This window comes from Streptomyces sp. NPDC053665, assembly GCF_055585285.1.
The window spans coordinates 795,315-818,863 of the sequence record NZ_JBVJKK010000002.1 but is presented as its reverse complement, the minus strand read 5'-3'; the positions used below and the strand labels follow the sequence as shown (position 1 = coordinate 818,863).

General features: G+C 74.0%; 16 protein-coding genes. 9 read left to right on the top strand and 7 right to left on the bottom strand.

The window, feature by feature from the left end; translation table 11 throughout:
* Window positions 1-16: 16 nt before the first annotated feature.
* Window positions 17-2,902 (bottom strand): beta-N-acetylglucosaminidase domain-containing protein, encoded by a 2,886-nt coding sequence (locus ACZ6ZN_RS11205; protein WP_469645110.1) that lies wholly within the window; start codon window positions 2,900-2,902, stop codon window positions 17-19.
* A 225-nt stretch (window positions 2,903-3,127) separates the two neighbouring features.
* On the opposite strand from ACZ6ZN_RS11205, the gene ACZ6ZN_RS11200 reads away from it, so the two are divergent.
* The 3 genes from ACZ6ZN_RS11200 to ACZ6ZN_RS11190 all read left to right on the top strand — a co-directional run bounded on the left by ACZ6ZN_RS11200 (window position 3,128) and on the right by ACZ6ZN_RS11190 (window position 5,821).
* Window positions 3,128-3,385: a hypothetical protein gene (locus ACZ6ZN_RS11200; RefSeq protein WP_451879707.1), complete on the top strand. Its 258-nt coding sequence runs from the start codon at window positions 3,128-3,130 to the stop codon at window positions 3,383-3,385.
* Window positions 3,386-5,470 (top strand): 4-alpha-glucanotransferase, encoded by a 2,085-nt coding sequence (gene malQ, locus ACZ6ZN_RS11195; protein ID WP_451879706.1) that lies wholly within the window; start codon window positions 3,386-3,388, stop codon window positions 5,468-5,470. It begins immediately after the preceding gene.
* Between the two features lie 63 nt (window positions 5,471-5,533).
* The gene (locus ACZ6ZN_RS11190) at window positions 5,534-5,821 is read left to right on the top strand and encodes a hypothetical protein (RefSeq protein WP_369195600.1); all 288 of its coding nucleotides are present in this window, start codon (window positions 5,534-5,536) and stop codon (window positions 5,819-5,821) included.
* 59 nt (window positions 5,822-5,880) lie between these two features.
* Here ACZ6ZN_RS11190 and ACZ6ZN_RS11185 read toward each other — a convergent pair whose 3' ends face one another.
* On the bottom strand, window positions 5,881-6,405 hold the full coding sequence (locus ACZ6ZN_RS11185) for a MarR family winged helix-turn-helix transcriptional regulator (protein WP_469645106.1): 525 nt from the start codon (window positions 6,403-6,405) through the stop codon (window positions 5,881-5,883).
* A gap of 105 nt (window positions 6,406-6,510) precedes the next feature.
* On the opposite strand from ACZ6ZN_RS11185, the gene ACZ6ZN_RS11180 reads away from it, so the two are divergent.
* Window positions 6,511-7,452 (top strand): EamA family transporter, encoded by a 942-nt coding sequence (locus ACZ6ZN_RS11180; protein WP_469645103.1) that lies wholly within the window; start codon window positions 6,511-6,513, stop codon window positions 7,450-7,452.
* A gap of 94 nt (window positions 7,453-7,546) precedes the next feature.
* Here ACZ6ZN_RS11180 and pepN (ACZ6ZN_RS11175) read toward each other — a convergent pair whose 3' ends face one another.
* Window positions 7,547-10,126 (bottom strand): aminopeptidase N, encoded by a 2,580-nt coding sequence (pepN, locus tag ACZ6ZN_RS11175; RefSeq protein ID WP_469645101.1) that lies wholly within the window; start codon window positions 10,124-10,126, stop codon window positions 7,547-7,549.
* A gap of 181 nt (window positions 10,127-10,307) precedes the next feature.
* Between pepN (ACZ6ZN_RS11175) and ACZ6ZN_RS11170 the strand changes: the two genes are divergently transcribed.
* A complete protein-coding gene (locus ACZ6ZN_RS11170) occupies window positions 10,308-10,793 on the top strand; it encodes a DUF1203 domain-containing protein (RefSeq protein ID WP_469645099.1) in 486 nt (161 codons plus the stop codon).
* On the opposite strand, the gene ACZ6ZN_RS11165 is transcribed toward ACZ6ZN_RS11170, so the two are convergent.
* Window positions 10,790-11,806, bottom strand: coding sequence for an aspartate-semialdehyde dehydrogenase (locus ACZ6ZN_RS11165; RefSeq protein ID WP_398110305.1), 1,017 nt, complete (start codon window positions 11,804-11,806; stop codon window positions 10,790-10,792). The genes ACZ6ZN_RS11170 and ACZ6ZN_RS11165 overlap by 4 nt on opposite strands.
* Before the next feature lie 348 nt (window positions 11,807-12,154).
* Between ACZ6ZN_RS11165 and ACZ6ZN_RS11160 the strand changes: the two genes are divergently transcribed.
* Both ACZ6ZN_RS11160 and ACZ6ZN_RS11155 read left to right on the top strand, forming a co-directional pair.
* Complete coding sequence (locus ACZ6ZN_RS11160; RefSeq protein ID WP_398110436.1) at window positions 12,155-12,703, top strand: RNA polymerase sigma factor; 549 nt, start codon at window positions 12,155-12,157, stop codon at window positions 12,701-12,703.
* A gap of 1 nt (window position 12,704) precedes the next feature.
* Window positions 12,705-13,484 carry a hypothetical protein gene (locus ACZ6ZN_RS11155; protein ID WP_469645096.1) on the top strand — a complete coding sequence of 260 codons (780 nt, stop codon included), beginning with the start codon at window positions 12,705-12,707 and terminating at the stop codon, window positions 13,482-13,484.
* Window positions 13,485-13,541: 57 nt separating this feature from the next.
* On the opposite strand, the gene ACZ6ZN_RS11150 is transcribed toward ACZ6ZN_RS11155, so the two are convergent.
* A complete protein-coding gene (locus ACZ6ZN_RS11150; protein ID WP_469645094.1) occupies window positions 13,542-16,853 on the bottom strand; it encodes a S8 family serine peptidase in 3,312 nt (1,103 codons plus the stop codon).
* A 229-nt stretch (window positions 16,854-17,082) separates the two neighbouring features.
* On the opposite strand from ACZ6ZN_RS11150, the gene ACZ6ZN_RS11145 reads away from it, so the two are divergent.
* Both ACZ6ZN_RS11145 and ACZ6ZN_RS11140 read left to right on the top strand, forming a co-directional pair.
* Window positions 17,083-17,562, top strand: coding sequence for an NUDIX hydrolase (locus tag ACZ6ZN_RS11145; protein WP_398110308.1), 480 nt, complete (start codon window positions 17,083-17,085; stop codon window positions 17,560-17,562).
* A gap of 248 nt (window positions 17,563-17,810) precedes the next feature.
* A complete protein-coding gene (locus tag ACZ6ZN_RS11140) occupies window positions 17,811-19,571 on the top strand; it encodes a TIGR03767 family metallophosphoesterase (RefSeq protein WP_469645092.1) in 1,761 nt (586 codons plus the stop codon).
* A gap of 88 nt (window positions 19,572-19,659) precedes the next feature.
* Here the strand turns inward: ACZ6ZN_RS11140 and ACZ6ZN_RS11135 are convergent, their stop codons facing one another.
* Both ACZ6ZN_RS11135 and pepN (ACZ6ZN_RS11130) read right to left on the bottom strand, forming a co-directional pair.
* Complete coding sequence (locus ACZ6ZN_RS11135; RefSeq protein ID WP_451879697.1) at window positions 19,660-20,700, bottom strand: hypothetical protein; 1,041 nt, start codon at window positions 20,698-20,700, stop codon at window positions 19,660-19,662.
* 196 nt (window positions 20,701-20,896) lie between these two features.
* Window positions 20,897-23,473, bottom strand: a complete 2,577-nt coding sequence (pepN, locus tag ACZ6ZN_RS11130; protein WP_469645088.1) for an aminopeptidase N — start codon at window positions 23,471-23,473, stop codon at window positions 20,897-20,899.
* Window positions 23,474-23,549: the final 76 nt, after the last annotated feature.

The following is a 23,549-nucleotide window of genomic DNA, read 5'->3' as shown; positions in this document are numbered from 1 at the left end:
CCGGGCCTTCCGGGGGTCACGGGGTGACCGCGTACGCCTCCACGGACCACAGCGAGTAGCCGTACGGGGTCGCGCGCTTCTCGCCCTGGACGCGCAGGAAGCGCACGTCCCGCTCGTCCATGCGGACGCTCTCCCGGCCGCCGCGTCCCTCCCGTACCGACGCTGCCGTGCGCCAGCGGCGGCCGTCGGCGGAGACCTCGACGCGGTAGGCCGACGGGTGGGCGTCCTGCCAGTGCAGGACCACGCGCCCGATCCGGGCCGGGCGCGGCAGTGCGACCTGCCACCAGGCGCCGTCGTCCACCGGGGAGGACCAGCGGGTGGCCGGATCGCCGTCGTTCGCCGCGGGCGCGGGGAAGGCGGGGGTCTCGTAGCCGGAGGAACGCGCCGAGCCCGCGCGCGCCAGGTCCGGGCCCCCGGTGGGCGGGACGGCCCGGACGGTGAGCGTGCGGGAGGCGTCCCCGAAGCGCAGCCGGACCCGGAGGGGCCGCATCGGAGCGCCGCGCTCCACCGTGACCACGACGGGCACCTCCGCCGCCGCGCCGCGCGGGACGTCCAGCTCGCCCCGGGGCGCCCGGACCCGTATCCCCTCGGGCGCCTCGACGGTGAGCCGGCCGCGGGTGCCGGCCGGGCGCAGGGAGCCGAGCCGGACCGTCAGCCTCTCCGCGCGGCCCGTCTCGGCGTCCACCTCGTCGCGGGCCAGCCCCAGGGAGACCGCGGGGGAGTCGCCGAACCAGGGCACGAGGTGCCGGACGCGGGACGCGTCGGCCCCGGCGACCCGCACGGCGTCGACCTGCCCGGTGCCGGGGCCCTCGCGCCCCGCCCGGACCCGGTCACCGAGGCGGATCTCGGTCGCGCCCGAGCCGTCCAGCCGTCCCGCCTCGCGCCAGCCGCCGCCCGGCACGTGCACCTCGACCACGCCGGCCGTGCCCGGGTCGGTCAGCACCGTCACCGCCGTCAGCGCCCGGGGCCGCGGGAAGCGCAGGGCGCGTGCGTCGCCGGGCGCCCGGGGCGGCTCGTGGTCGACGCCCGACCAGGCCGTGTAGGACTTCTGCGCCCGTCGCAGGAAGGGGTCGAGCACCTGCGTGCCCACCTCGGCCCGCGCGCCGCCGAGCGCGGACCGCAGCTCCCCGATCCGGCGGTACGCCCGCCAGGCCGCCGCCGCGTCGCCCGCGCGTTGCGCGTCCAGCATGTCCAGCGCGGCCGTGCCCGCCTCGCCGTAGCGGGCGAGCTGCCCGGACCAGGGGGCCACCTCGGCGGCCAGACCGGTGCCCGCCAGGCGCCGCGGCAGCTCACGCAGCACGGTGAAGGCCGCGCGCAGCCGGGCCGCCGCGCCGTCCCGCCCCGTGCCACCGGCCGCCCGGGACGTCCAGTACTCCTCCGTCAGCGGCCGCAGGTACGCCGACTCCCGGGCGTCCAGCACCGAGGAGGCGTCGTTCCCGGCGAGCGCGGCCAAGGCCTCCTCGCGCCGCCGGTCCCCGCCCGCCAGGTCGGTGATGGCCGCGCGCCAGGAGGCCGCGGGCCGGTAGGCGCGCGGGTTCCAGGCGAAGTCGGCGGCGGTGAACAGCGGGATGCGGGAGGCCTCCGGCTGCTGCATGGCGTTGGCGAGCAGCCCGGCCGAGCCGGTCGCGACGGCCGGCTCCCGGCCCCGGTAGGGGCCGAGGAAGAGGCGGCCGGGGTCGTAGTCGTTGACCGGATAGTTGTCCATGGTGACCAGCGGATGGCCGAACGCCTCGCGGGCGGCGGCCAGTTCGCGGCCGGTGATGGTGCGGGGCAGCACGCCGACGCCCGTCCACGCCACCTCGACGCCCTCGTCCAGCGCGTCCGCCAGCGCCCGCCGGTACACGGTCGAGCCGTCCTCGTAGTACTCGGTCGGCATGAGGGAGGGCGCGGCCGCTCCGGGGTGGCGGCGCGCGAGGTGCCGGGCCACCTCGTTCGCCACCCGGGCCTGGGCCCGCGCCGCCGCCCGCGGTCCGGAGCCGAACCGCCCGGCGTCCGCCTCGCAGTGCCACTCGCTGTAGCTGACGTCCTGGAACTGGAGCTGGAAGGCCCGGAAGCCCAGCGCCCACATCGCGTCCAGCTTGCGGGTCAGCGCCCGCACGTCCGCGTCCGAGGAGAAGCACATCGCCTGGCCCGGGGCCACCGCCCAGGCGGGCGTCACGTGGTTGCGCTCCGCCCGCGCGGCCAGCTCGCGGAACCGGGCCCGCCACCGCTGCGGGTACGGCTCGCGCCAGCGCGCCTGCCGGTACAGGTCGTCGCCGGGGGCGTACAGGTAGCGGTTCTGTTTGGTGCGCCCCATGAAGTCCAGCTGCGCCAGCCGCTGCCGGTGCGTCCACGCGGTGCCGTAGAAGCCCTCGGTGATGCCGCGTACGGGGCTCGCGGGCCAGTCGCGCACGACGGCAGCGGTGAACGCGCGGTCCGGGCGCAGCAGTTGCCGCAGCGTCTGCACGGCGTGGAACAGGCCGTCCACGCCCGTGCCGGTGAGCAGGACGCCCCCGCGGCCGACGGACAGCTCGTATCCCCCGGCGGGCAGGGCGTGCCGGTCGCCCGGGCGGGCCGGCCGCGTCCGGGCGCGGACGACCAGGGCGCCCGGCACCGGCGCGTCCGTGATGCGGCGGGCACCGGCCCGGCGCAGCAGCGCGCGCAGCGCGTCCAGGGCGTGCGGGTCGGTGTCCGGGCCGGTGAGCAGCGCGACCTCGTGCGGCACGGCCACCGGGGCGCCGCCGGGCCGCAGCGACTGCGGGCGCGGCCAGACGGAGAGGTCCGGCGCCGGGGAGGCGGCGACCGCTCGCGCGGTCGCACCCGGCGCGGGCGGCGCGGCCGCGGCCGCGGGCGGGAGGCCGAGCCCGGACGCGACGACGGCGATGGCCAGGGCCGCCGCCCGTTTCCCGTGCCGCAGTCCCACAGGCCGCCTCCCGATGTGTCCGACCGGCGGGACGAGCCCACCACCCGCCCGGTGAAGGTGTCAACGGCAGCGGCCGGTGTGCCGTGGTTTGCGGGAGTACGGGAAGAGGGCAGGGGAGCGAAATGTGAGCAGAAGCACGATGTTGGCCCCAAGGCGTCTGCCTTCCCGACGACTGGGTAGGGCTGCAAGGACCCACCGAACCCGTACCCGGCAAGGAGGCCCCCCGTGGCTGCGATGACGTTCCTCCCGCTCCCGGTCCCGTCCAAACCCGTGGCGGACCCGTCCGCCGACCTCGACGAAACCCAGCACGACGACCCCGTGTACTGCGTCTTCAGCTCCGAGAGCACCTGCACGGAACTGCCGCTGACCAGCGAGCCCCCGCTCCCCGACGCCGAGCCCCTCACCAGTGAGCCGCCGCTCGCCGAGGCCACCCCCCTCACCAGCGAGCCGCCGGCCTTCGTCCCGGACCAGCCGAGGCCGTAGATGACCGCACCCGAGCCGGCCGACCCGCCCTCCGAGGACCTGACGCGACTCGCCGCCCTGTACGGCGTCGCCACCTCCTACAGCCCCTCCCCGGACCGTGTCGTGGCCGCCTCGGCCACCGCGGTCACCTCCGTGCTGACCGCCCTCGGCGTGGACGCGAGCTCGCCCGGCGCCGTGCGCGCCGCGCTCGCCGCCCGGGAGCGGGAACAGGCCGAGCGGCTGCTGCCGCCGACCGTGGTCGGCCGGACCGGAAGCGCCCCGGACGCCCTCGCCGCCCTGCCCGCGGGCACCCGCCTGCGCATCGACACCGAGGACGGCGGCACGCGCACCTCGGCCGACGGCCTGCCGCCCGGGGTGCACCGGCTGACCGCCACCGCCCCCGACGGCCGCACGGCCGAGGCCCACCTGATCGTCGCCCCGCCCCGCCTGCCCGCCCCCGCCGGGCGCGCCCACGGCCTGCTCGTCCAGCTGTACTCCCTGCTGTCCCGCCGCTCCTGGGGCATGGGCGACCTGGGTGACCTGGGCGAGCTGGCCGCCTGGGCCGGGCGGTCGCTGGGCGCCGGGTTCATCCAGGTCAACCCGCTGCACGCGGCCGTGCCCGGCGCGCCCACCGACCCCTCCCCGTACCGCCCCTCCTCCCGCCGCTTCCCGGACCCGGTGCACCTGCGCGTCGAGGACGTCCCCGAGGCCGCCTACGTGGAGGACCGCGAGCGTCTGCGCAGCCTGCTGGAGCAGGGCGGGCGGCTGCGCGCGGCGGTGCTGGAGAAGGGCGAGCTGATCGACCGGGACGCCGTGTGGGAGCTGAAGCGCGAGGCGCTGCACCTGCTCGCCGAGGTCCCGCTCGGCCCCGGCCGGCGCGCCGCCTACAGCGACTTCCTCGCGGAGCAGGGCCGGGCGCTGGAGGACCACGCCACCTGGTGCGCGCTCGCCGAGGTGCACGGGTCCGACTGGCACCGCTGGCCGACCGGGCTGCGCGACCCGCGGTCGGCCGAGACCGAGCGGGCCCGCAACGGCCTGCTGGACCGGGTCGAGTTCTGGTCCCGGCTGGCGTGGCTCACCGACGAGCAGCTCCGGGCCGCCCAGCGCGCCGGGCGCGAGGCGGGGATGCCGGTGGGGATCGTGCACGACCTCGCGGTCGGGGTGCACCCCGGCGGCGCGGACGCCTGGGCCCAGCAGGAGCACTTCGCCGCCGGGATGTCCGTGGGCGCCCCGCCGGACGCCTTCAACGCCCGCGGCCAGGACTGGGGCCTGCCTCCGTGGCGGCCCGACCGGCTGGCCGAGTCCGGCTACGCCCCCTACCGCGACCTGCTGCGTGCCCTGTTCCGCTACGCGGGCGCCCTGCGCATCGACCACGTGATGGGCCTGTTCCGCCTGTGGTGGGTCCCCCAGGGCCGCCCGCCCACCGAGGGCACCTACGTCCGCTACGACGCCGAGGCGATGCTCGCGGTCCTCGTCCTGGAGGCCTCCCGGGCCGGTGCCCCGGTCATCGGCGAGGACCTCGGCACCGTCGAACCGGGCGTGCGCGAGGCGCTGCGCGAGCGCGGGGTGCTCGGGACGTCCGTGCTGTGGTTCGAGCGCGACTGGGAGGGCGACGGCCGCCCCCTGCCCCCGGAGAGCTGGCGCGCCGACTGCCTGGCCACCGCCACCACGCACGACCTGCCCTCCACCGCCGCGCGGCTCACCGGGGAGCACGTCGAGCTGCGCGACAGCCTCGGCCTGCTGACCCGCCCGCTGGCGCAGGAGCGCGAGGAGGCCGCCCGCGACACGGGGGAGTGGCTGGCGGAGCTGTCCCGCCTGGGCCTGCTGCACGGCACGGGCGGCGGTGGCGACGCGTCCTCGGAGGAGGCCCAGATCCAGGCCGTGCACCGCTTCCTGCTCCGCACGCCCGCCCGCATGATCGGCGTCTGGCTCCCGGACGGGGTGGGCGACCGCCGCCCGCAGAACCTCCCGGGCACCTGGGACCAGTACCCGAACTGGCGGCTGCCCGTGGCGGACGCCGAGGGGCGCCCGGTGACCCTGGAGGACCTGGCGGCCTCACCGCGGCTGCGCGCGCTGATGGACGTCCTCCGGGAGCCCGGGGCATGAGGCGGGGAGCCCTTACGGCACCCCGGGCGCGCGTGCCCGGCCGGCGTTGGATACTTTGACACCGTGGACAAGAAGAACGCCCTGCGCGCCGGCGCCCTGGCAGCCGGTACGACGCTGATGATGCTGCTCATGTCGTCCCCCGCGAGCGCGCTCACCCGCGACGACGGTGACGACCCCGGCACGGGCCTGAGCGTCATCGAGACGCTGGGTCTCTTCGTCGCGGCCCCGATCGTGCTCTACCTGGTCATCGCCGGTCTGGTGATGGTCGGCGACAAGACGCACAAGAAGAAGGACCCGACCAGCTCCAACATCACCACCAAGGCCGAGGCGGGCACCGACGTCAAGGCCTGACCCGTTCGCTCCGCCGAGGGCGCCGTCGCGATCACCGCGGCGGCGCCCTCGGCGCGTTCTCAGGGCCGCTCCGCTCCCGCGAGCAGCTCGCGCAGCAGCCCGGCCAGGAGGCCGGCGCGCTCGGCGTCCAGCGCGGACAGGGCCTCGGTCTGCACGGCCAGTCCCGCGCCGACCGCCTCGTCGACCAGGTCCAGGCCCTTGCCGGTGAGGGTCACGTGGAGGCCGCGCCGGTCGTGCGGATCGGGTGAGCGGCGCAGCAGCTCCGCCCGCTCCAGCTTGTCCAGGCGCCCCGTCATCCCGCCGGTGGTGAGCATCAGCGTCGCGGACAGCTGCCGGGGGGAGAGCGTGTAGGGCTCTCCGGAGCGGCGCAGGGTCGCCAGGACGTCGAACTCCCCGCGGGAGATCCCGAACGGCGCGTACGCCTTCGCCACCCGGTCGGCCATGGCCGCCGAGAGCCGGTTGATCCGGCCGAAGACCTCCATGGCGGCGGTGTCCAGGTCGGGCCGGACCGTCGCCCACTGGTCGATGATCGCGTCGACGGGGTCCTTGCGGTGCTCCTCGCGGTGCTCCGGGCGTTCGTTCATGGCACGAGTATCGGGGCCCTTCCGGTCACCCGCAAGAAAGTAGCTTGACGGAAAGTTGCTTAGCGCTAAGCTACTTTGCACTGACCTACTTCTGGGGGTGCCACCATGGCCCTGTCCCGTCCGGCGCTCATCGCCCTCACCGCACTCGCCCCCGTCTCCTGGGGCACGACCTACGCGGTCACCACCGAGTTCCTCCCGGCCGACCGCCCCCTGTTCACCGCCCTGGTGCGCGCCCTGCCCGCCGGGCTGCTGCTGCTGGGCCTCGCCCGGGTGCTGCCGCGCGGCGCCTGGTGGGGCAAGGCGGCGGCACTCGGCGCGCTGAACATCGGCGCCTTCTTCCCCCTGCTGTTCCTGTCCGCCTACCGGCTGCCCGGCGGCCTCGCGGCGGTCGTGGGATCGGCCGGCCCGCTGTTCGTGGCCGGGCTGTCGGCGCTGCTGCTCGGACAGCGGCCCTCGGCACGCACCCTGCTGACCGGCATCGTGGCGGCCTTCGGGGTGAGCCTGGTGGTACTGCGGGCCGCGGGGGCGCTGGACGCGCTCGGCCTGCTGGCGGCCCTCGCCGGCACCGCGTCGATGTCGGCGGGCGTGGTGCTCACCCAGCGCTGGGGACGGCCCGACGGGGTGGGCCCGCTCGCCCTCACCGCCTGGCAGCTCACCGCGGGCGGGCTGTTCATCGCCCCGCTCGCCCTCCTCGTCGAGGGGGCACCCCCGGCGCTGGACGGCCGGGCCGTCGGCGGCTACCTCTACCTCGCCCTGGCCAACACGGCCGTCGCGTACTGGCTGTGGTTCCGGGGCATCGGCCGCCTCAGCGCCACCCAGGCCACCTTCCTCGGGCCGCTCTCCCCGCTGACCGCGGCCGTCACCGGCTGGGCGGCGCTCGGGGAAGCGCTCACACCGGTGCAACTGGTGGGTATGGTGCTGGCGCTCGGGGCGACGGTGGCCGGCCAGTTCGTCCCCCGGAAGCCGCTCCGCGCGCCCTCCGCACGCCGGACGGGGAAGGCGGGGCAGGGCGGGCCGGACGCCACCACCGCGGCGCTGCGCCGGTAGGACGGCCGGACCGGCCCTCCGGTGAGGCCGCCGAAGGATTGGAAAGGGGCGCCCGGCACAGGCCGGGCGCCCCTTCGTGCTCGGTGCCGGGCGGTTACTGCCCGGCCGCCGCCGCGTCCGCCCGCTGGGCGTGCAGGGCCCGCTCGACGCCCGCGCGGGACTCCGAGACCAGGCGGCGCAGGGCCGCGTTGGGCTCGGCGGAGGCCAGCCAGGCGTCCGTCCGGTCCAGGGTCTCGCGGGAGACCTGGACCGCCGGGTAGAGACCGACCGCGATCTGCTGGGCCATCTCGTGGGAGCGGGACGCCCAGATGTCCTTGACCACCTCGAAGTACCGCTCCGCGTAGGGGGCGAGCAGCTCGCGCTGGTCGGTCTGGACGAAGCCGCCGATGACCGCCTCCTGCACGGCGTTGGGCAGCTTGTCGGAGTCGACGACCGACGCCCACGCCTCCGCCTTGGCCTCCGCGCTCGGACGGGCCGCACGGGCCGTGGCGGCGTGCCGCTCACCGGCGGCCGTGCGGTCGCGCTCGTACTCGGCCGCGATCTCCGACTCGTCGAACCGGCCGACCGCCGCCAGCCGCTGCACGAACGCCCAGCGCAGCTCCGTGTCGACGACCAGGCCCTCCACGCTCTGCGAGCCGTCCAGCAGCGCCTCCAGCAGGTCCAGCTGCTCCGGCGTGCGGGCCGTCGCGGCGAAGGCGCGCGCCCACGCCAGCTGGTGGTCGCTGCCCGGGGCGGCCGAGCGCAGGTGGGCCAGCGTCGCGTCGGTCCAGCGGGCCAGCAGCGTCTCGCGGGCGGCCGGGTCGGCGTACAGGTCGACCGCCAGCTTCACCTGCCGCTGGAGCGACTGCACGACACCGATGTCGGACTCCTTGCCGATGCCGGACAGCACCAGGGCCAGGTAGTCGCGGGCCGCGAGCTGGGCGTCGCGGGTCATGTCCCAGGCCGACGCCCAGCACAGCGCGCGCGGCAGGGAGGACTCGAAGTCGCCCAGGTGCTCGGTGACCACGGCGAGGGACTGCTCGTCCAGGCGGACCTTCGCGTACGACAGGTCGTCGTCGTTGAGCAGGACCACGGCCGGGCGGCGCTTGCCGGCCAGCTGCGGGACGGCGGTCAGCGCACCGTCGACGTCCAGCTCGATGCGCTCGGTGCGCACCAGCTTGCCGCTGCCGTCGAGGTCGTACAGACCGACGGCGATGCGGTGCGGGCGCAGCGTCGGCTCGCCCTTGGCGCCGGCGGGCAGGGCCGGGGCCTCCTGGCGGATCGCGAAGGAGGTGATCACGCCGTCCGCGTCCGTCTCGATCTCCGGACGCAGGACGTTGATGCCGGCCGTCTCCAGCCACTTCTTCGACCAGGTCTTCAGGTCGCGGCCGGAGGTCTCCTCCAGCGCCCCCAGCAGGTCCGACAGGCGCGTGTTGCCGAAGGCGTGGGCCTTGAAGTAGGCCTGCACGCCCCGGAAGAACTCGTCCTCGCCGACGTAGGCCACGAGCTGCTTCAGCACCGAGGCGCCCTTGGCGTACGTGATGCCGTCGAAGTTGACCAGGACATCGTCCAGGTCGCGGATGTCCGCCATGATCGGGTGCGTGGAGGGCAGCTGGTCCTGCCGGTACGCCCAGGTCTTCATGGAGTTCGCGAACGTCGTCCACGAGTGCGGCCAGCGCGAGCCGGGCGCGGCGGCCTGGCAGGCGATGGAGGTGTAGGTGGCGAACGACTCGTTCAGCCACAGGTCGTTCCACCACTCCATGGTCACGAGGTCGCCGAACCACATGTGGGCCAGCTCGTGCAGGATGGTCTCCGCGCGCGTCTCGTACGCCGCGTCCGTCACCTTCGAGCGGAACACGTACTGGTCGCGGATCGTCACCGCGCCCGCGTTCTCCATCGCGCCCGCGTTGAACTCCGGCACGAACAGCTGGTCGTACTTGGCGAACGGGTACGCGTAGTCGAACTTGTCCTGGAACCACTCGAAGCCCTGCCGGGTCACCTCGAAGATGGCGTCCGCGTCGAGGTACTCGGCCAGCGAGGGACGGCAGTAGATGCCGAGCGGGACGGACTGGCCGTCCTTCTCGTACACGCTGTGCACCGAGTGGTACGGGCCGGCGATCAGCGCCGTGATGTACGTCGAGATGCGCGGCGTCGGCTCGAAGACCCAGACGTTGTCCTGCGGCTCGGGCGTCGGCGAGTTGGAGACGACCGTCCAGCCCTCGGGGGCCTTCACCGTGAACTGGAAGGTCGCCTTGAGGTCCGGCTGCTCGAAGGCGGCGAACACCCGGCGGGCGTCCGGCACCTCGAACTGGGTGTAGAGGTAGGCCTGGTCGTCGACCGGGTCGACGAAGCGGTGCAGGCCCTCACCGGTGTTGGTGTAGGCGCAGTCGGCGACGACCCGCAGGATGTTGCGGCCGTGCAGCAGCCCCGGCAGCGCGATCCGGGAGTCCGCGAAGACCTCGGCCGGGTCGAGGGAGTCCCCGTTCAGGGTCACCTCGTGCACGGCGGGCGCCACCAGGTCGATGAACGACTCCGCGCCGTTCTCGGCGCTCACATCGAAGCGCACCGTGGTCACCGACCGGTAGGTGCCCCCCTCCTGCGCGCCGGAGAGATCGAGCTCGATCTCGTACGACTCGACGGCGAGCAGCTGTGCCCGCTGCTGCGCCTCTTCGCGGGTCAGGTTTGTGCCAGGCACGCGGTCATCTCCTCGTTATGGGTGGGTTGCGCCATCTTTCCACGGCGGTCCCGGCTCCGGCGACGACCTGGGACTTCCCTAGGGATACCCCTCGGGCGACCCCCGGCGGCGGCACCGCGCGCGGGAACGCGACGTCCGGAATCCGCCGGTTTCGCGCCGCCGCGCGCGTGACCCTGACCGTATGACGCACCGCACCGTGCACCCCATCGCCCCGCGCGTCCTGAAGGAACTGCGCACGGTGGACGACGCCGGCCGCCCGGCGGCCCCGCTGACCGACCCGGAGGGCGGCGCGCCCCTGCGCTGCTGCCTGCGCCACAGCGCCCCCGGCGAACGCATCGCGCTGGTCTCCTACGCGCCCCTGCGCCGCTGGGCCGCCGGAACCGGCGCGGACCCGGGCGCCTACGACGAGCAGGGCCCGGTCTTCATCCACGCCGGCCCCTGCGACGGCCCGGCGGACCCGCCCGCCCCCCTGCCGTTCACGAACAGCCACCGCGTCCTGCGCCGCTACTCCGCCGAGGGGCACATCCTGGGCGGGCGGCTGGTCGGCGGGGGCCCGGACGCCTTCGAGCAGGCCCTCACGGAAACACTCGACGACCCGGCCGTGGCGCTCGTCCACGTCCGGGCCGTCGAGTACGGCTGCTTCCTCTACGAGGTGCGCAGGGGTTAGCCCTTCAGCTCCTGCGCCACCAGCTCCGCGATCTGGACGGCGTTCAGGGCCGCGCCCTTGCGGAGGTTGTCGTTGGAGACGAACAGCGCCAGGCCGTTGTCCACCGTCTCGTCACGGCGGATGCGGCCGACGTACGAGGGGTCCTTGCCGGCGGCCTGGAGCGGGGTCGGGATGTCGGAGAGCTCGACGCCGGGGGCGTCCTTCAGCAGCTCCGCGGCGCGCTCCGGGGCGAGCGGGCGGGCGAAACGGGCGTTGATCTGCAGGGAGTGGCCGGAGAAGACCGGGACGCGCACGCAGGTGCCGGACACCTTCAGCTCCGGGATCTCCAGGATCTTGCGGGACTCGTTGCGGAGCTTCTGCTCCTCGTCCGTCTCGTTCAGGCCGTCGTCGACGATCGAGCCCGCCAGCGGCAGCACGTTGAACGCGATGGGGCGCTTGTAGACGCCGGGCTCCGGGAAGTCGACGGCCTCGCCGTCGTGCGTGAGCCTGTCCGCCTCGGCGACGACCTTCTGCGTCTGCCCGTGCAGCTCGGCCACGCCCGCGAGACCGGAGCCGGACACCGCCTGGTAGGTGGCGACGACCAGGGCCTCCAGGCCCGCCTCCTCGTGCAGGGGGCGCAGCACCGGCATGGCGGCCATCGTCGTGCAGTTCGGGTTGGCGATGATGCCCTTGGGGCGGTGGGCGATCGCGTGCGGGTTCACCTCGGAGACGACCAGCGGCACCTCGGGGTCCTTGCGCCACGCCGAGGAGTTGTCGATCACGACCGGGCCCTGCGAGGCGACCTTCTCGGCCAGCGCCCTGGACGTGGCACCGCCCGCGGAGAACAGCACGATGTCCAGGCCGGTGTAGTCGGCGGCCGCCGCGTCCTCCACCGTCACGCCGTCCAGCTCGGTGCCCGCCGACCGGGCCGAGGCGAACAGGCGCAGCTCCGTGACCGGGAAGTTCCGCTCCTTGAGGATCCTGCGCATGACCGTGCCCACCTGTCCGGTGGCTCCGACGATTCCGACCCTCACGGCGACTCCCTCTCCTGCGTCTCTTCACGTGCTCGTTGCTTGGCCGAGGCTTTTCCATCATGCGGCCGACCACGGCCCGCCTGTCCACTTCTTTCGCCGCACCTGCCCGAGGAGTGGGACGACGTGTCCCGCCCCATGGTTGCGGACCTGCGGTTGCGACCCCGCTGAGCTGCAGAAATTCATCCGGCAGGGGTCGTACGCCGCAAGCTCGCCTGCCCATGCGGGTCCCGGCCACACGGAAGTGTGACGTATGCCTCGGTCGCTCCGGCGAAACCCGCCGCCGGACCGGTGAACGTTCCGCGCCGGTCCGGCGTCGTAGGAGGGACACGGTGAGGGGGGTGGCTTGTGCTGCTGCGCGGAAGGGCCGGGCGCGGGCGGGAGGCGCGCGCCGGGGACGGCCTGCCGGACGGCGCCGATCCGCTCGATCCGGCCCAGGAGCGCCGGGTGCGGGCGGTGCTCGCACTCGGGGGAGTGCCGCAGGCGGACCTGCCGGACGGGGTGCAGCAGGTCCGCCTGCGGTTGCTGGAACGGGCCGCGAGCGGGCGGGAGGCGCCGCGGGACGTCTCGGCGTGGGCGGCGGTCGTCGCCTCGAACCTGGCCATGGACTGGCACCGGGCCAAGCGCCGCCAGGAGCGGCTCGGGGAGCGGCTGGCCGCCCTGCGGCAGCTCGAGCACCCCTCCGGCGAGGACACCAGCGTGCTGTCCGTCGCCGTCGCCCAGGGTCTGGACGAGCTGCCCGACGCCCAGCGCCAGGTCGTCGTCCTGCGCTTCTACGCCGATCTGCCGGTGCGGTCCATCGCCGAGCAGCTCGGCGTCCCGGAGGGCACGGTCAAGAGCCGGCTGCACACGGCGGTACGGGCCCTGCGCGCCCGCCTGCACGAGGACGAGGTGGTGTGACGTGCCCGCCGAACACGACGAGAACCGGCAGGGTGAGCCCGAGCCGGCCGGGAGGGCCCCGGACGGCGACCGGGGTGCGCTCATGGCCGCGGTCGCCGGGGAGCCGCCGGACCGGGCCGCGCTCACCGACGCGGCCTTCGCGGAGGAGTACCGGGCCGCGGCCGCCGACGTGGCGCTGCTGCGCGAGCAGCTCGGCCTCATCGGAGACGCCCTGGCCGGACCCCCGCCCGAACGCCGGACCGCCCCCGTCATCGAGCCGGTCGCACGGCGACCCCGCCCCTCGGCCCGGGTCCTCGCCCTGAGGGGGCTCGTCGCCGCCGTCGGGGCGGCCGTCGTGCTCGGCCTGGGCTCGCTGGTGGTGCACGGCGGCGGTACGGGTGCCCAGGACGACCAGGGCGCGGGCTCCGCCGCCGACGGCGCGGCCGGGAAGTCGAAGGGCGGCACGGACTTCGAGGCGGATCACGCCGGGTACCTGGCCTGCGCCCGGCTCGTCGCCGAGGGCACCGTCACGAGGACCGAGTCGGTCCCCGGGAGCGGGCGGCTGCGCGTGACAGTCGCCGTGACGCGGTACTGGAAGCCCGCGAAGGGCCGGGACCGGATCGTCGTCCCCCTGGACGGCGACACGCAGCCGCGACCGGGGGCGGGCGAGCACGTCCTGGTCGGCATCCCGCAGGGGCGGGACGAGCCGGACCTGTGGACGACGGGGGAGGAGCGGATCGCCCGGGAGCGGGCCTGGATCACCGCCGCCGCACCTGAGGCCCGCACCCGGCCCTGCCGCTGAACACGGCGAAGGGGCGGGCGCCCGCCAGGACGCCCGCCCCTCACCCGCCGTACAGGGTTACGGCAGGACCTTCTCGATCTTCACGCTGCCCAGGCCCGCGACGGTGCCGCGCGCGTTGACCAGCTGGACCTGGCCGAAGAACTCACGTCCCTCGGGAGCGGCCGCCGCGGCGGTGATGCTGCCGGAGACGGTCGCCGAGTCGCCCGTGCCGAGCTTCACCGGCCCGGAGCCGTCGACCGTGACGGTGCCGAGCGAGGCGGAGAAGAACACGTCCTGGTAGTCGTACTCCGTGGTGCCGGCCGGCACCGAGTAGCCGACGACCTCGATCGTGTACGTCCCGGCTGCCGGGGACGGCACGGACACGGACTCCTCCGAGTCGCCGTCCGCGGAGCTGGCGACCTGCTTGCCGGCCGCGTCGTACACGGCGAGGTCGAGGTCGGCGGCGGTGTCCGAGACACGGCCGATGGCGACGTCCAGGGACTTGGCGCCCGCGGGCACCTCGACCGTGGTGGTCTGCGTCTCGCCCTGCTTGATCGACGGGCGGGCCGTCTTCGCCGAGCCGAGCGGGCCGCCGACCAGCTTGCCGTCGAGCGGGGCGAAGCCGTTGGTCACCTTCCAGGAGGCGGTGGCCGGGGTGCCGACCTTGGCCTCGGGCACGGTCACGGTCTCCGGGTCGAAGGCCGCGCCGAGGACGGCGACGTCGAGCTTGTACGGGTTGTCCAGCAGCGGCGACGTCCGGCGCGACTCGACCTCGATCTCCCAGACACCCGGCTGCGGGTCGGCGTACGCGCGCACGTCGGGGCGGCAGGTGTTGGCCGGGTTCGAGTAGTTCGGGTAGCAGTTGATCGTCGACGTCGGGTCGGACGGCACGCCGTACGGGTGGATGGAGATGAACCGGGTCTGGCTCTTGTCCTTCAGCCCGCTCATCGCGACCTCGAGGCTCTTGGCGCCCTCGGGAACGGTGACGAAGTAGTGCTGCGAGCTGTTGCGCTGCACAGAGTCCTGCGCGGAGAAGGTGTACTTCAGCGGCGCGGAGACCACGACCGTGTGCAGGACCTGCTCGTCGATGCCCTCGGTGCGCGGGTCGTCGACCTCGAGGATCGCGCTCTTGATGCCCGCGGACCCCGGCGCGGCCTGGACCTTGACGGTCACCGGCTGGTTCAGCGGCAGCTTCACCTCGTCGGAGCCGACGACGCGGAACGTGCCGCCCGCGTTGTTCTCGAAGTGCAGCTCGTGCCGGATCGCCTTGTCGGCACCGGACGTACGGGTGATCGTGACCTCGTAGGTCTTCTTCTGGCCGGCCTTCAGCCCGCCCTCGCGGTCGTACAGGCCGGTGCCGAAGCCCGGGGTCTTCAGGAACTGGTCGATCGCGGTGTCGACCGGCGCCTTGACCGTGTACGCGTGCGAGTGCGCGCCGTCGCGGATGGCGTCCCAGGCGTCCGGGATGTTCATCAGGCCCGCGCCCTCCTCGTACGCCTGCACACCCTTGATGTGGTCGGCGGTGGAGGTGAGGGCCGTGCGCAGTGTCGCCGGCGTGAGGTCGATCTTCTTCTGCTTGGCGGCCGAGATCAGCAGCGCCGAGGCACCGGCGGCCTGCGGGGAGGCCATCGAGGTGCCCTGGAGCATGCCGTAGCCGGCCGGCAGGGAGTAGCCCGCCTCGGCGACCGGGGCGCCCGGCATCCAGGTCTGGATGGTGTTGATCGCGGCACCCGGGGCGACCAGGGTCGGCGTGAAGCCGCCGTCCTCACGCGGGCCGCGCGAGGAGAAGGGCATCATCGCGTACTTCTTCTCCACGACGGAGCCGTAGTTGGCGGCCCAGGTCTCCTTGGAGACGGACGCGCCGACCGAGATGACCTTCTCGGCCAGGGCCGGGTCGCCGATGGTGTTGGCGCCGGGGCCGGAGTTGCCCGCGGAGATCACCAGCTGCACGCCGTACTCGTCGATGAGCCGGGTGTACAGCTCGGCGCGCGCGTTGTTGCCGTCGTTCAGCGCCGGCAGGCCGCCGATGGACATGTTGACGATGTCGACACCGCGCTTGGTGACGAGGTCGATCATGCCCTCGGTCAGCGCGACGTTGGTGCAGCCGCCGGACCAGGTGCAGGCGCGGGAGGAGACCAGCTTGGCGCCGGGCGCGGCACCGTCCATCCGCCCGCCGAACAGGCCGTTGGCGGCGGTGATGCCGGCGACGTGCGTGCCGTGCTCGGACTCGATGACGCCGATGTTGACGAAGTCGGACTTCTTGCCGACCCAGGAGCCGCCCAGCGGGTCCATCGGGACGTCCTTGCGGATCTCCACGACGAACGGCTGCCGCTCGGCGATGTCGGTCTTCGGGTCGTCGGTGCCGAAGTACCCGACCTGGTGACCGTCCTTGTACGGCTTCATCGCGACGTCGTCGCCGAAGTCGTTGTTGTTGTTCAGGTCGACCCGGACCGTGCCGGTCGTGGCGTCGTAGAGCACGCCCCAGACGTCGGTGGTGTCGCCGTCGCGGTTGGCGTCGCCCGCCGCGTCGCCGCCGGTGGTGTACGACTCCTTGAACAGGCTGACGGCGTAGGAGCCCGCCGGCGCCTTCCAGGACTGGCCCTGGTAGGTGAAGGCCGGGCCGGACACGGCCGAGACCATCGGGCGCCAGGTGCTGTCGTTGTCGATGATCGGGTCGGTCGCCGTCACCCAGTCGACGATCTTCCGCTCACCGGTGGTGGTCTTCTGCAGCGCCGGGTGGCCGAGGTCGACGCCGGAGTCGAGGATGCCGATGGTCACGCCGCGGCCGTCCGCCTTGGGGTGGTCCTCGACGAAGTCGACCGCGCCCGTCTCGAAGGACGGGTTGTACGGGTTCTCGGCCGGGGTCCTGCGGTCCGGGGCGGGGTAGGTGCCCTTCGCGGCCTTGGCGCCCTTGGCGGCGTCGCCGCTGGGCGTCGGGTCGTCGAGCGGGATCTCCTCGCGCAGGTCGATGCCGTGCACCGAGGAGAGCTTGGCCGCGGCCGCGATGGCCGCGTCCGCGCGGGAGGTCGGGACGGTGGCGCGGACGTAGCCCAGCTTGTCGTCGGCCCGGCCCACCGAGCCGCCCTTGACCGCGTCCAGCTGCCCGGCGACCTGCTCGGTCTTCCCGGGCGCGGTGGCGATCATCATGGTGACGGTCTTGTCGCCGTCGGCCTTGGCCTCCGCGAGCAGGTCCGCGTCGTTCGAACCGAGCTTGTCGTGAGCGGACTTGACGTCGACGTCGGCCGGCGCCGAGGCACCCGGCCCGTCGGCGGAGAAGGCCAGCGGAATCGGCCCGGCCGCGGTGAGCGCGGCGACGAGGCCGGCGGCCACGGCGATCCGTGCCACGCGTCTCCGGCCCGGTATCGGGTCGTGCTGGGGGGTGGAGGTCATCGGCATCCCTTGAGGTAAAGGAACGAGCGGCAGCGGCCGGGACCGATCGGCTCCGATCGGACCTGGTCGCGACGGTCCGGAACGGCGAGCCCGGACGATCGCACAGCTTTACGCAAGGGGATGTTCTTTGGGGAGGGTTGACCGAAACGAAATGGATGTATGGGGAAAACCCCCGATGCGTTTTGCGGGTATCGGTCCCGAAGGCGGTGAAATCGGTTAACGTCCCGGAGTGCGCCAGAAGTTGAGGGTGGCGGCCTACGCCATATGCGTCCGGGACGGACGGATCCTGCTCGCCCGCTCGCCCGCCCGGGACGGCACACCCGAGTGGGTCCTGCCCGGCGGCGGCATGGAGCACGGCGAGGACCCCTACGACACCGTGCGGCGCGAGGTCGAGGAGGAGACCGGCTACCGCGTCGAGGTCACCGCCCTGCTCGGCGTCGACTCCTCCCACCGCGTCTTCCGCGAGGGCTTCGGCGGGCGCTCCCTGGACCACCACGCCGTCCGCTGCGTCTACGAGGCCCGCGTCACCGGCGGCGAGCTGCGCCACGAGGTGGGCGGCTCCACCGACCTGGCCGCCTGGCACGACCTGGACGCCGTGCCCGGCCTGGTGCGGGTGCCGATGGTCGACACCGCGCTGCGGCTGTGGCGTGAGCGCCCGGTGACCGGGCACCTGACCGAGGAGCGCGGGGCCCGCCTCCCCGAGGGCTGAACCGGCCCGCCCCGCACCCCGGTTACCCCGGCAGATGAACGCCGGGTGACCGCTCCCGGGCCGTTCCCGGAGCGCTCGCCGACACCCCGGGTGGTCCGAGATCCACGTTCGGCGATCGGCGCTGCCCGTTGCGGCCGCGTTCACACACAGGTCATCCCCGGTGCCAACGATCCAGTACGAGCGGGGTGTTCGCGTCACGAGCACCCCGCGACCACTGCCGACGCGTTCGCACTCGGGGAGACAAGCGCATGGCGCGCACACGCTCAGACGCCGGCTCCGGCCCGGGCATCCACCGTCGTTCCGTCCTCGCCGCCACCGGCGCGGTCGCCCTCTCCGCGGGTGCCGGACTCGCCCTGCGGACCGGCGAGAGCCCGGCCGCCGCGGCAGGGGAGAGCACGCAGGCCGCCGCGGCCGCGACCTCCCGGCAGGCACCCGCCGCACCCCTCGCCCCCTACACCCGGGGCACCACCCTGGCGAGCGTCGCCGCCCCGCGCGGCGGCCCCGGCTACCGGCGCCTCGGCGACGGACCCGGCTGGCAGCGCGTGGTGCGCTCCGAACTGGCCGCGCCCAAGGCCGGCCGCGCCGGGCGCCGCACCGCGCTCGCCGCCTTCGTGCAACTCACCGACCTGCACATCATGGACGCGCAGCACCCCCTGCGCCTGGAGTACCTGCGCGCGGCCGACGTGCACGCCTGGCGGCCCCACGAGACGCTCACCGTGCAGGGCGCGATCGCCCTCGTGGAACGGATCAACGCGCTGCGCGGCGCCCCCGTCACCGGCGCCCCGCTGCACTTCGCCATGACCACCGGCGACAACACCGACAACAACGCCAGGATCGAGCTGGAGTGGTTCCTGACGGTCATGAGCGGCGGGCGCATCACGCCCGACACCGGTGACCCGCGCCGCTACGAGGGCGTCCAGAACAGCGGCCTCACGCAGTACTGGCAGCCGGAGGCAGCGCTGCGCGACCTCGACAAGCAGGCCGGCTTCCCCCGGCTCGACGGCTTCCTGCGGGCCGCGGTCCGCGAGGTGCGCAGCCCCGGCCTGAACCTGCCCTGGTACTCCACCGTCGGCAACCACGACTCCCTGCCGATGGGCGTCTACGGCTCGCACGGCGACTCCTACCTCGCGGACCTGGCCGTCGGCGGCAGGAAGCTGATGGACGTCCCGGCAGCGCAGGCCAGGCAGCTCAGGAAGCTCATCAAGAAGGCCGGGGACCCGCAGGGCGTGCAGTACCACGACTTCCTCAGGTCCCACGCCCGGTCCATGCGCCCGGTCACCCCGGACGAGCGCCGCGCCCCCTTCACTCCGGCCGAGTACCTGCGGGCCCACCTCGACCCGGCCCACCGCGGCGCCGGCCCGGCCGGCCACGGCTACACCGCGGCCAACCTCGACGCGGGCACCCAGTACTACGCCTTCCGCATCTCCGACGACGTCATCGGCATCAGCCTGGACACCACCGACCCGAGCGGCCACTACGAGGGCTCCATCGGCTCGGCCCAGATGCGATGGCTCGACCGGACCCTGCGGGAGAACGAGGACTCCTACGCGGTGATCTTCAGCCACCACACGAGCCGATCCATGACCAACACCCGCCCCGACCCGGCCCGCCCCCGGGAACGCCGGCGCGACGGCCGAGCCGTCCTGGCCCTGCTCGGCAGCCACCGCAACGTGCTGGCCTGGGTGAACGGCCACGTCCACAAGAACGTCGTCACGCCCCACTCCGCGCCCGGCGGCCGCTCCTTCTGGGAGATCTCCACCGCCTCCCACGTCGACTACCCGCAGCTCGCCCGGATCGTCGAACTGACCGACAACAAGGACGGCACCCTCTCACTGTTCACCACGCTGGTGGAGTCCGCCGCCCCGCACCGCACCGACTTCTCCGACCTCTCCCAGACCGGACTGGCCGCCCTGTACCGCGAACTGTCCCTCAACGCCCCCGGTGCGATCACGACCCTCGGCGGCGCCCCGCAGGACCGCAACACCGAACTCGTCCTCAAGAAGGGCTGACGTCCGGGACCGGCACGAGGAGGGGCCACCGGCGCGCGGCGCCGGCGGCCCCTCCTCCCCCCTCCTGGCGGGTGGCCCCGGTCCCTCCCTACCGGGGCAGCACCACGACGTACGCGGCGGGATCGCGGTCGCCCGCCGCCATCAGGGCGGTGCGCACGACCGTCGCCTGCTGCTCCGGGCTGTCGCGCAGCTTCCTCGGCGTGATGTGGACGACCGTGATGCCGAGGCGCTCCAGGTGCTCCCGCTTGCGGGCGTACTCGGACCACAGGGCGTCGTCGTCCTGGCGGGGCGCGCGGGTGTCGAGCTCGACCGCCACCGCCTGCTCGGGCCAGTACGCGTCCAGGCCGCCGAGGTACGGGCCGCCGGGCAGCCGCAGGTCGACGTTCCACACCGGGTCGGGCAGGCCGTACCGGGCGACCATGCGGTACAGGCGGTCCTCCGCGCGGGCCCGGCCCTCGGCGAGCAGCGAGTCCACCGCGTCCACCACGTGCGGACGGCTCAGCAGCCGGGCCTCGGTCAGCTCGCGCACCACGGAGGCGGCGTCGCAGTGGCCGCCGCGCACGGCCTCCGTCAGCAGCCGGCGCACCACCTCGGCGTCGGCGAGCCCGGCCACCGCGTCGGCCACGGCGCGGGGCACGGGTGCCACCGGCAGCCCCGTCACCCGGTCGGCGGCGGGCAGGACGGGCGCGCGGACGATCCGGGCGCAGCCCGCCGAGCGCAGCCGCCGCATCCGGGGGACCAGGACGTCGAAGGCGTCCAGGGACGGCAGCGGGGGCGAGGACGCGAAGCCGTGCAGGGTCAGGGCGGCCAGGCCGGTGATCATCACCTCGGGGTAGTCGGCGGTGTGCGCCCGGGCCGCGCCCGGCTGGGCCGGGACACCGGTCCCGCGCTCCCGCGCCGCGTACATGAGCACGGCGTGCAGCCGCTCCTCGCTGGTCGGCGGGCCCGGGTGGAGCAGGACCACACCCGGCAGGAGCTGCTGCCAGGGGCCGCCGGGCCGGCACTGCTCGTTCGTCCCGGCCGGGGAGACGCCGTGCGCACGCAGCTGGGCCGTCGTCATCACCCGGGGGCGGCCGAGGCCGGACAGCTCGTGCAGGGGGCGGGGGGAGAGCGGGGTGTTGTGCGTCATGCCCCGCAATTTCCCGCGCCCGGACCCGCTTTGAACCGCTGTTACACGTCCGTCGAGGAATGCGGACAACACGGCACTAAAGGACGGATGTTCGGTTGCCGAAAGCCCCTGGTCCGTTCGGGTGCGGACCAGGGGTTACGGGCTGCGGGGCACTCATCTCGTAACGACGGGGGAACACCCCGATCTCAGGCCAAAGCTACTGGTCAGCGGCCTCGTCGCACGCCTGGTCGCGCAGCGCCCGGGCCAGGTCGTCCCGGGACTCCAGCACCAGCCGGCGCAGCGCCGGGGCGGCCTCCTTGTGGGAGTCCAGCCAGGCGTCCGCGGCGTCCAGGGTCGCGCGGGACTGCTGGAGCGAGGGGAACAGGCCCTGCACCACGTGCATCGCGATCTGGATCGACCGCTCCTGCCACACCCGCTCGATCGCGGCGAAGTACCGGTCCGCGTACGGGGCGATCAGCTCGCGCTGCGAGTCCTGCGCGAAGCCCGCGATGGTCGCCTCGACCATGGCGTTGGACAGCGCGTCCGACTCCACGACCTGCGCCCACGCCTGTGCCTTGACCGCCTCGGACGGGCGGGCGGCCAGGCAGCGGATCTGGTGCCGCTTGCCGGAGGCCGTGTCGTCCCGGGCCAGTTCCCGCGCCAGGGTCTCCTCGTCCACGGCCCCGTGCGCGGCCAGCGGCTCCAGGAACGCCCACCGCAGCTCCTGGTCCACGTCCAGGCCCTCGACCGTGCTGGTGCCCGACAGCAGCTCGTCCAGCAGCGCGAAGTCGGCCTCGGCGGTGGCCGTCCGGGCGAAGAACCGCGCCCAGGCCAGCTGGTGCTCGCTGCCGGCCCGCGCCGCGTACAGCTCGCGCCGCGCGCCCTCGGCGAGCAGCCGGGCCGCCGCCTCCCGGCGGGCGGGCGCCGTGTAGTGCGTGACCGCCGACTCGGCCCAGGCGTGCAGCATCTGCAGCACGCCGATGCCCGACTCGCGGCCCGCGAACCGCAGCACCAGGTCGACGAAGTCCCGCGCGGGCAGCAGCGCGTCCCGCGTCATGTTCCACAGCGCCGACCAGCACAGGGCGCGGGCGAGCGGGTCGGTGACCGCGCCCAGGTGCTCGCGCAGGGTTGCCAGGGACGTGGCGTCGAAACGGGTCTTGCAGTACGTCAGGTCGTCGTCGTTGACGAGGACCAGGTCGGGCGCCTCGCTCCCGGCGAGCTCCGCCACGACCGTCCGGGGGCCCTCGACGTCGGTCTCCACGCGCGCGTAGCGCTCCAGCGCGCCGTCCGCCACCCGGTACAGGCCCACCGCGACCCGGTGCGGGCGCAGCTCCGGGTGCGACTCGGCGGCCTCCTGCACCACCGCCAGCTCCTCGACGCGGCCGTCCGCGCCCAGCAGCACCTGCGGCGTCAGCGCGTTCACCCCGGCCGTCTGCAGCCAGGACCGCGCCCAGGCGCTCATGTCCCGGCCGCTGGTCTCCTCCAGCGCCGACAGCAGGTCGCCCAGGCGCGTGTTGCCGTACGCGTGCCGCTTGAAGTAGCGCCGGGCGCCCTCCAGGAACGCCTCCTCGCCGACGTACGCCACCAGCTGCTTCAGGACGGACGCGCCCTTGGCGTAGGTGATGCCGTCGAAGTTCAGCTTGGCGTCCTGCAGGTCGCGGATGTCCGCGGTGACCGGGTGCGTGGAGGGCAGCTGGTCGGCGCGGTAGGCCCACGCCTTGCGCCGGTTGGCGAAGGTGATCCAGCCGTCCTGGAAGCGGGTGGCCCCGACCTGCGAGAACGAGCCCATGAAGTCGGCGAAGGACTCCTTCAGCCACAGGTCGTCCCACCACTGCATGGTGACCAGGTCGCCGAACCACATGTGCGCCATCTCGTGCAGCACGACGTTGGCGCGGCCCTCGTAGGACGCCTGTGTCACCTTCCCGCGGAAGATGAACTCCTCCCGGAACGTCACCAGCCCGGGGTTCTCCATCGCGCCCAGGTTGTACTCCGGCACGAACGCCTGGTCGTACTTGCCGAACGGGTAGGGGTAGTCGAAGTGGTCGTGGAAGAAGTCCAGGCCCTGCTTGGTGACCAGGAAGACGTCGTCGGCGTCGAAGTGCGGCGCGAGGCCCTTGCGGCACAGGGCGCCGAGCGGGATCTCCAGGGTCGTGCCGTCGGCGAACGTACGGGAGTAGGAGTCCGTCACGTAGTGGTACGGGCCGGCCACCACACAGGTGATGTACGTCGAGATCGGCTTGGTCTCGGCGAACCGCCACACCCCGTCGGCCTGTTCGCCCGCGCCGTTGCTCCACACCGTCCAGCCCTGCGGCGCGCGCACCTCGAAGCGGTAGGGGGCCTTGAGGTCGGGCTGCTCGAAGTTGGCGAAGACGCGGCGCGAGTCGGCCGGCTCGTACTGCGTGTACAGGTACACCTCGCCGTCCTCCGGGTCGACGAAGCGGTGCAGGCCCTCGCCGGTGCGGGAGTACGCGCACTGCGCGTCGACCACCAGCTCGTTGTCCGCGGCCAGGTCCTCCAGGGCGATCCGGGAGCCGTCGAAGACCTGACCCGGGTCCAGATCACGGCCGTTGAGTGAGACGGCCGTCACACTCGGCGCGATCAGATCGGCGAAGCTGCTCGCCCCGGGTTCGTTGCAGCGGAAGCGGATCGTGGTCACGGAACGGAAGGTGCGGGGCCCGTCTCCCGTGACCTCGCCGACCGCGGACCGCAGGTCGAGGGACACCTCGTACCCGTCGACGCTCAGCAGGGCGGCCCGCTCGCGGGCCTCGTCGCGGGACAGATTCTCACCGGGCACGGGCGGCACTCCTCAGGTGTCGGGGGGTACGGCTGAACAGCACCGATCCTGCCATGTGCCCCTGACGCCGGGCAGC

Bases quoted from the DNA above. Each gene is read 5' to 3' on its own strand.
- malQ (WP_451879706.1), top strand. From the start codon at position 3,386: ATGACCGCACCCGAGCCGGCCGACCCGCCCTCCGAGGACCTGACGCGA.
- ACZ6ZN_RS11185 (WP_469645106.1), bottom strand. From the start codon at position 6,405: ATGAACGAACGCCCGGAGCACCGCGAGGAGCACCGCAAGGACCCCGTC.
- ACZ6ZN_RS11180 (WP_469645103.1), top strand. From the start codon at position 6,511: ATGGCCCTGTCCCGTCCGGCGCTCATCGCCCTCACCGCACTCGCCCCC.
- ACZ6ZN_RS11170 (WP_469645099.1), top strand. From the start codon at position 10,308: ATGACGCACCGCACCGTGCACCCCATCGCCCCGCGCGTCCTGAAGGAA.
- ACZ6ZN_RS11150 (WP_469645094.1), bottom strand. From the start codon at position 16,853: ATGACCTCCACCCCCCAGCACGACCCGATACCGGGCCGGAGACGCGTG.
- ACZ6ZN_RS11140 (WP_469645092.1), top strand. From the start codon at position 17,811: ATGGCGCGCACACGCTCAGACGCCGGCTCCGGCCCGGGCATCCACCGT.
- ACZ6ZN_RS11135 (WP_451879697.1), bottom strand. From the start codon at position 20,700: ATGACGCACAACACCCCGCTCTCCCCCCGCCCCCTGCACGAGCTGTCC.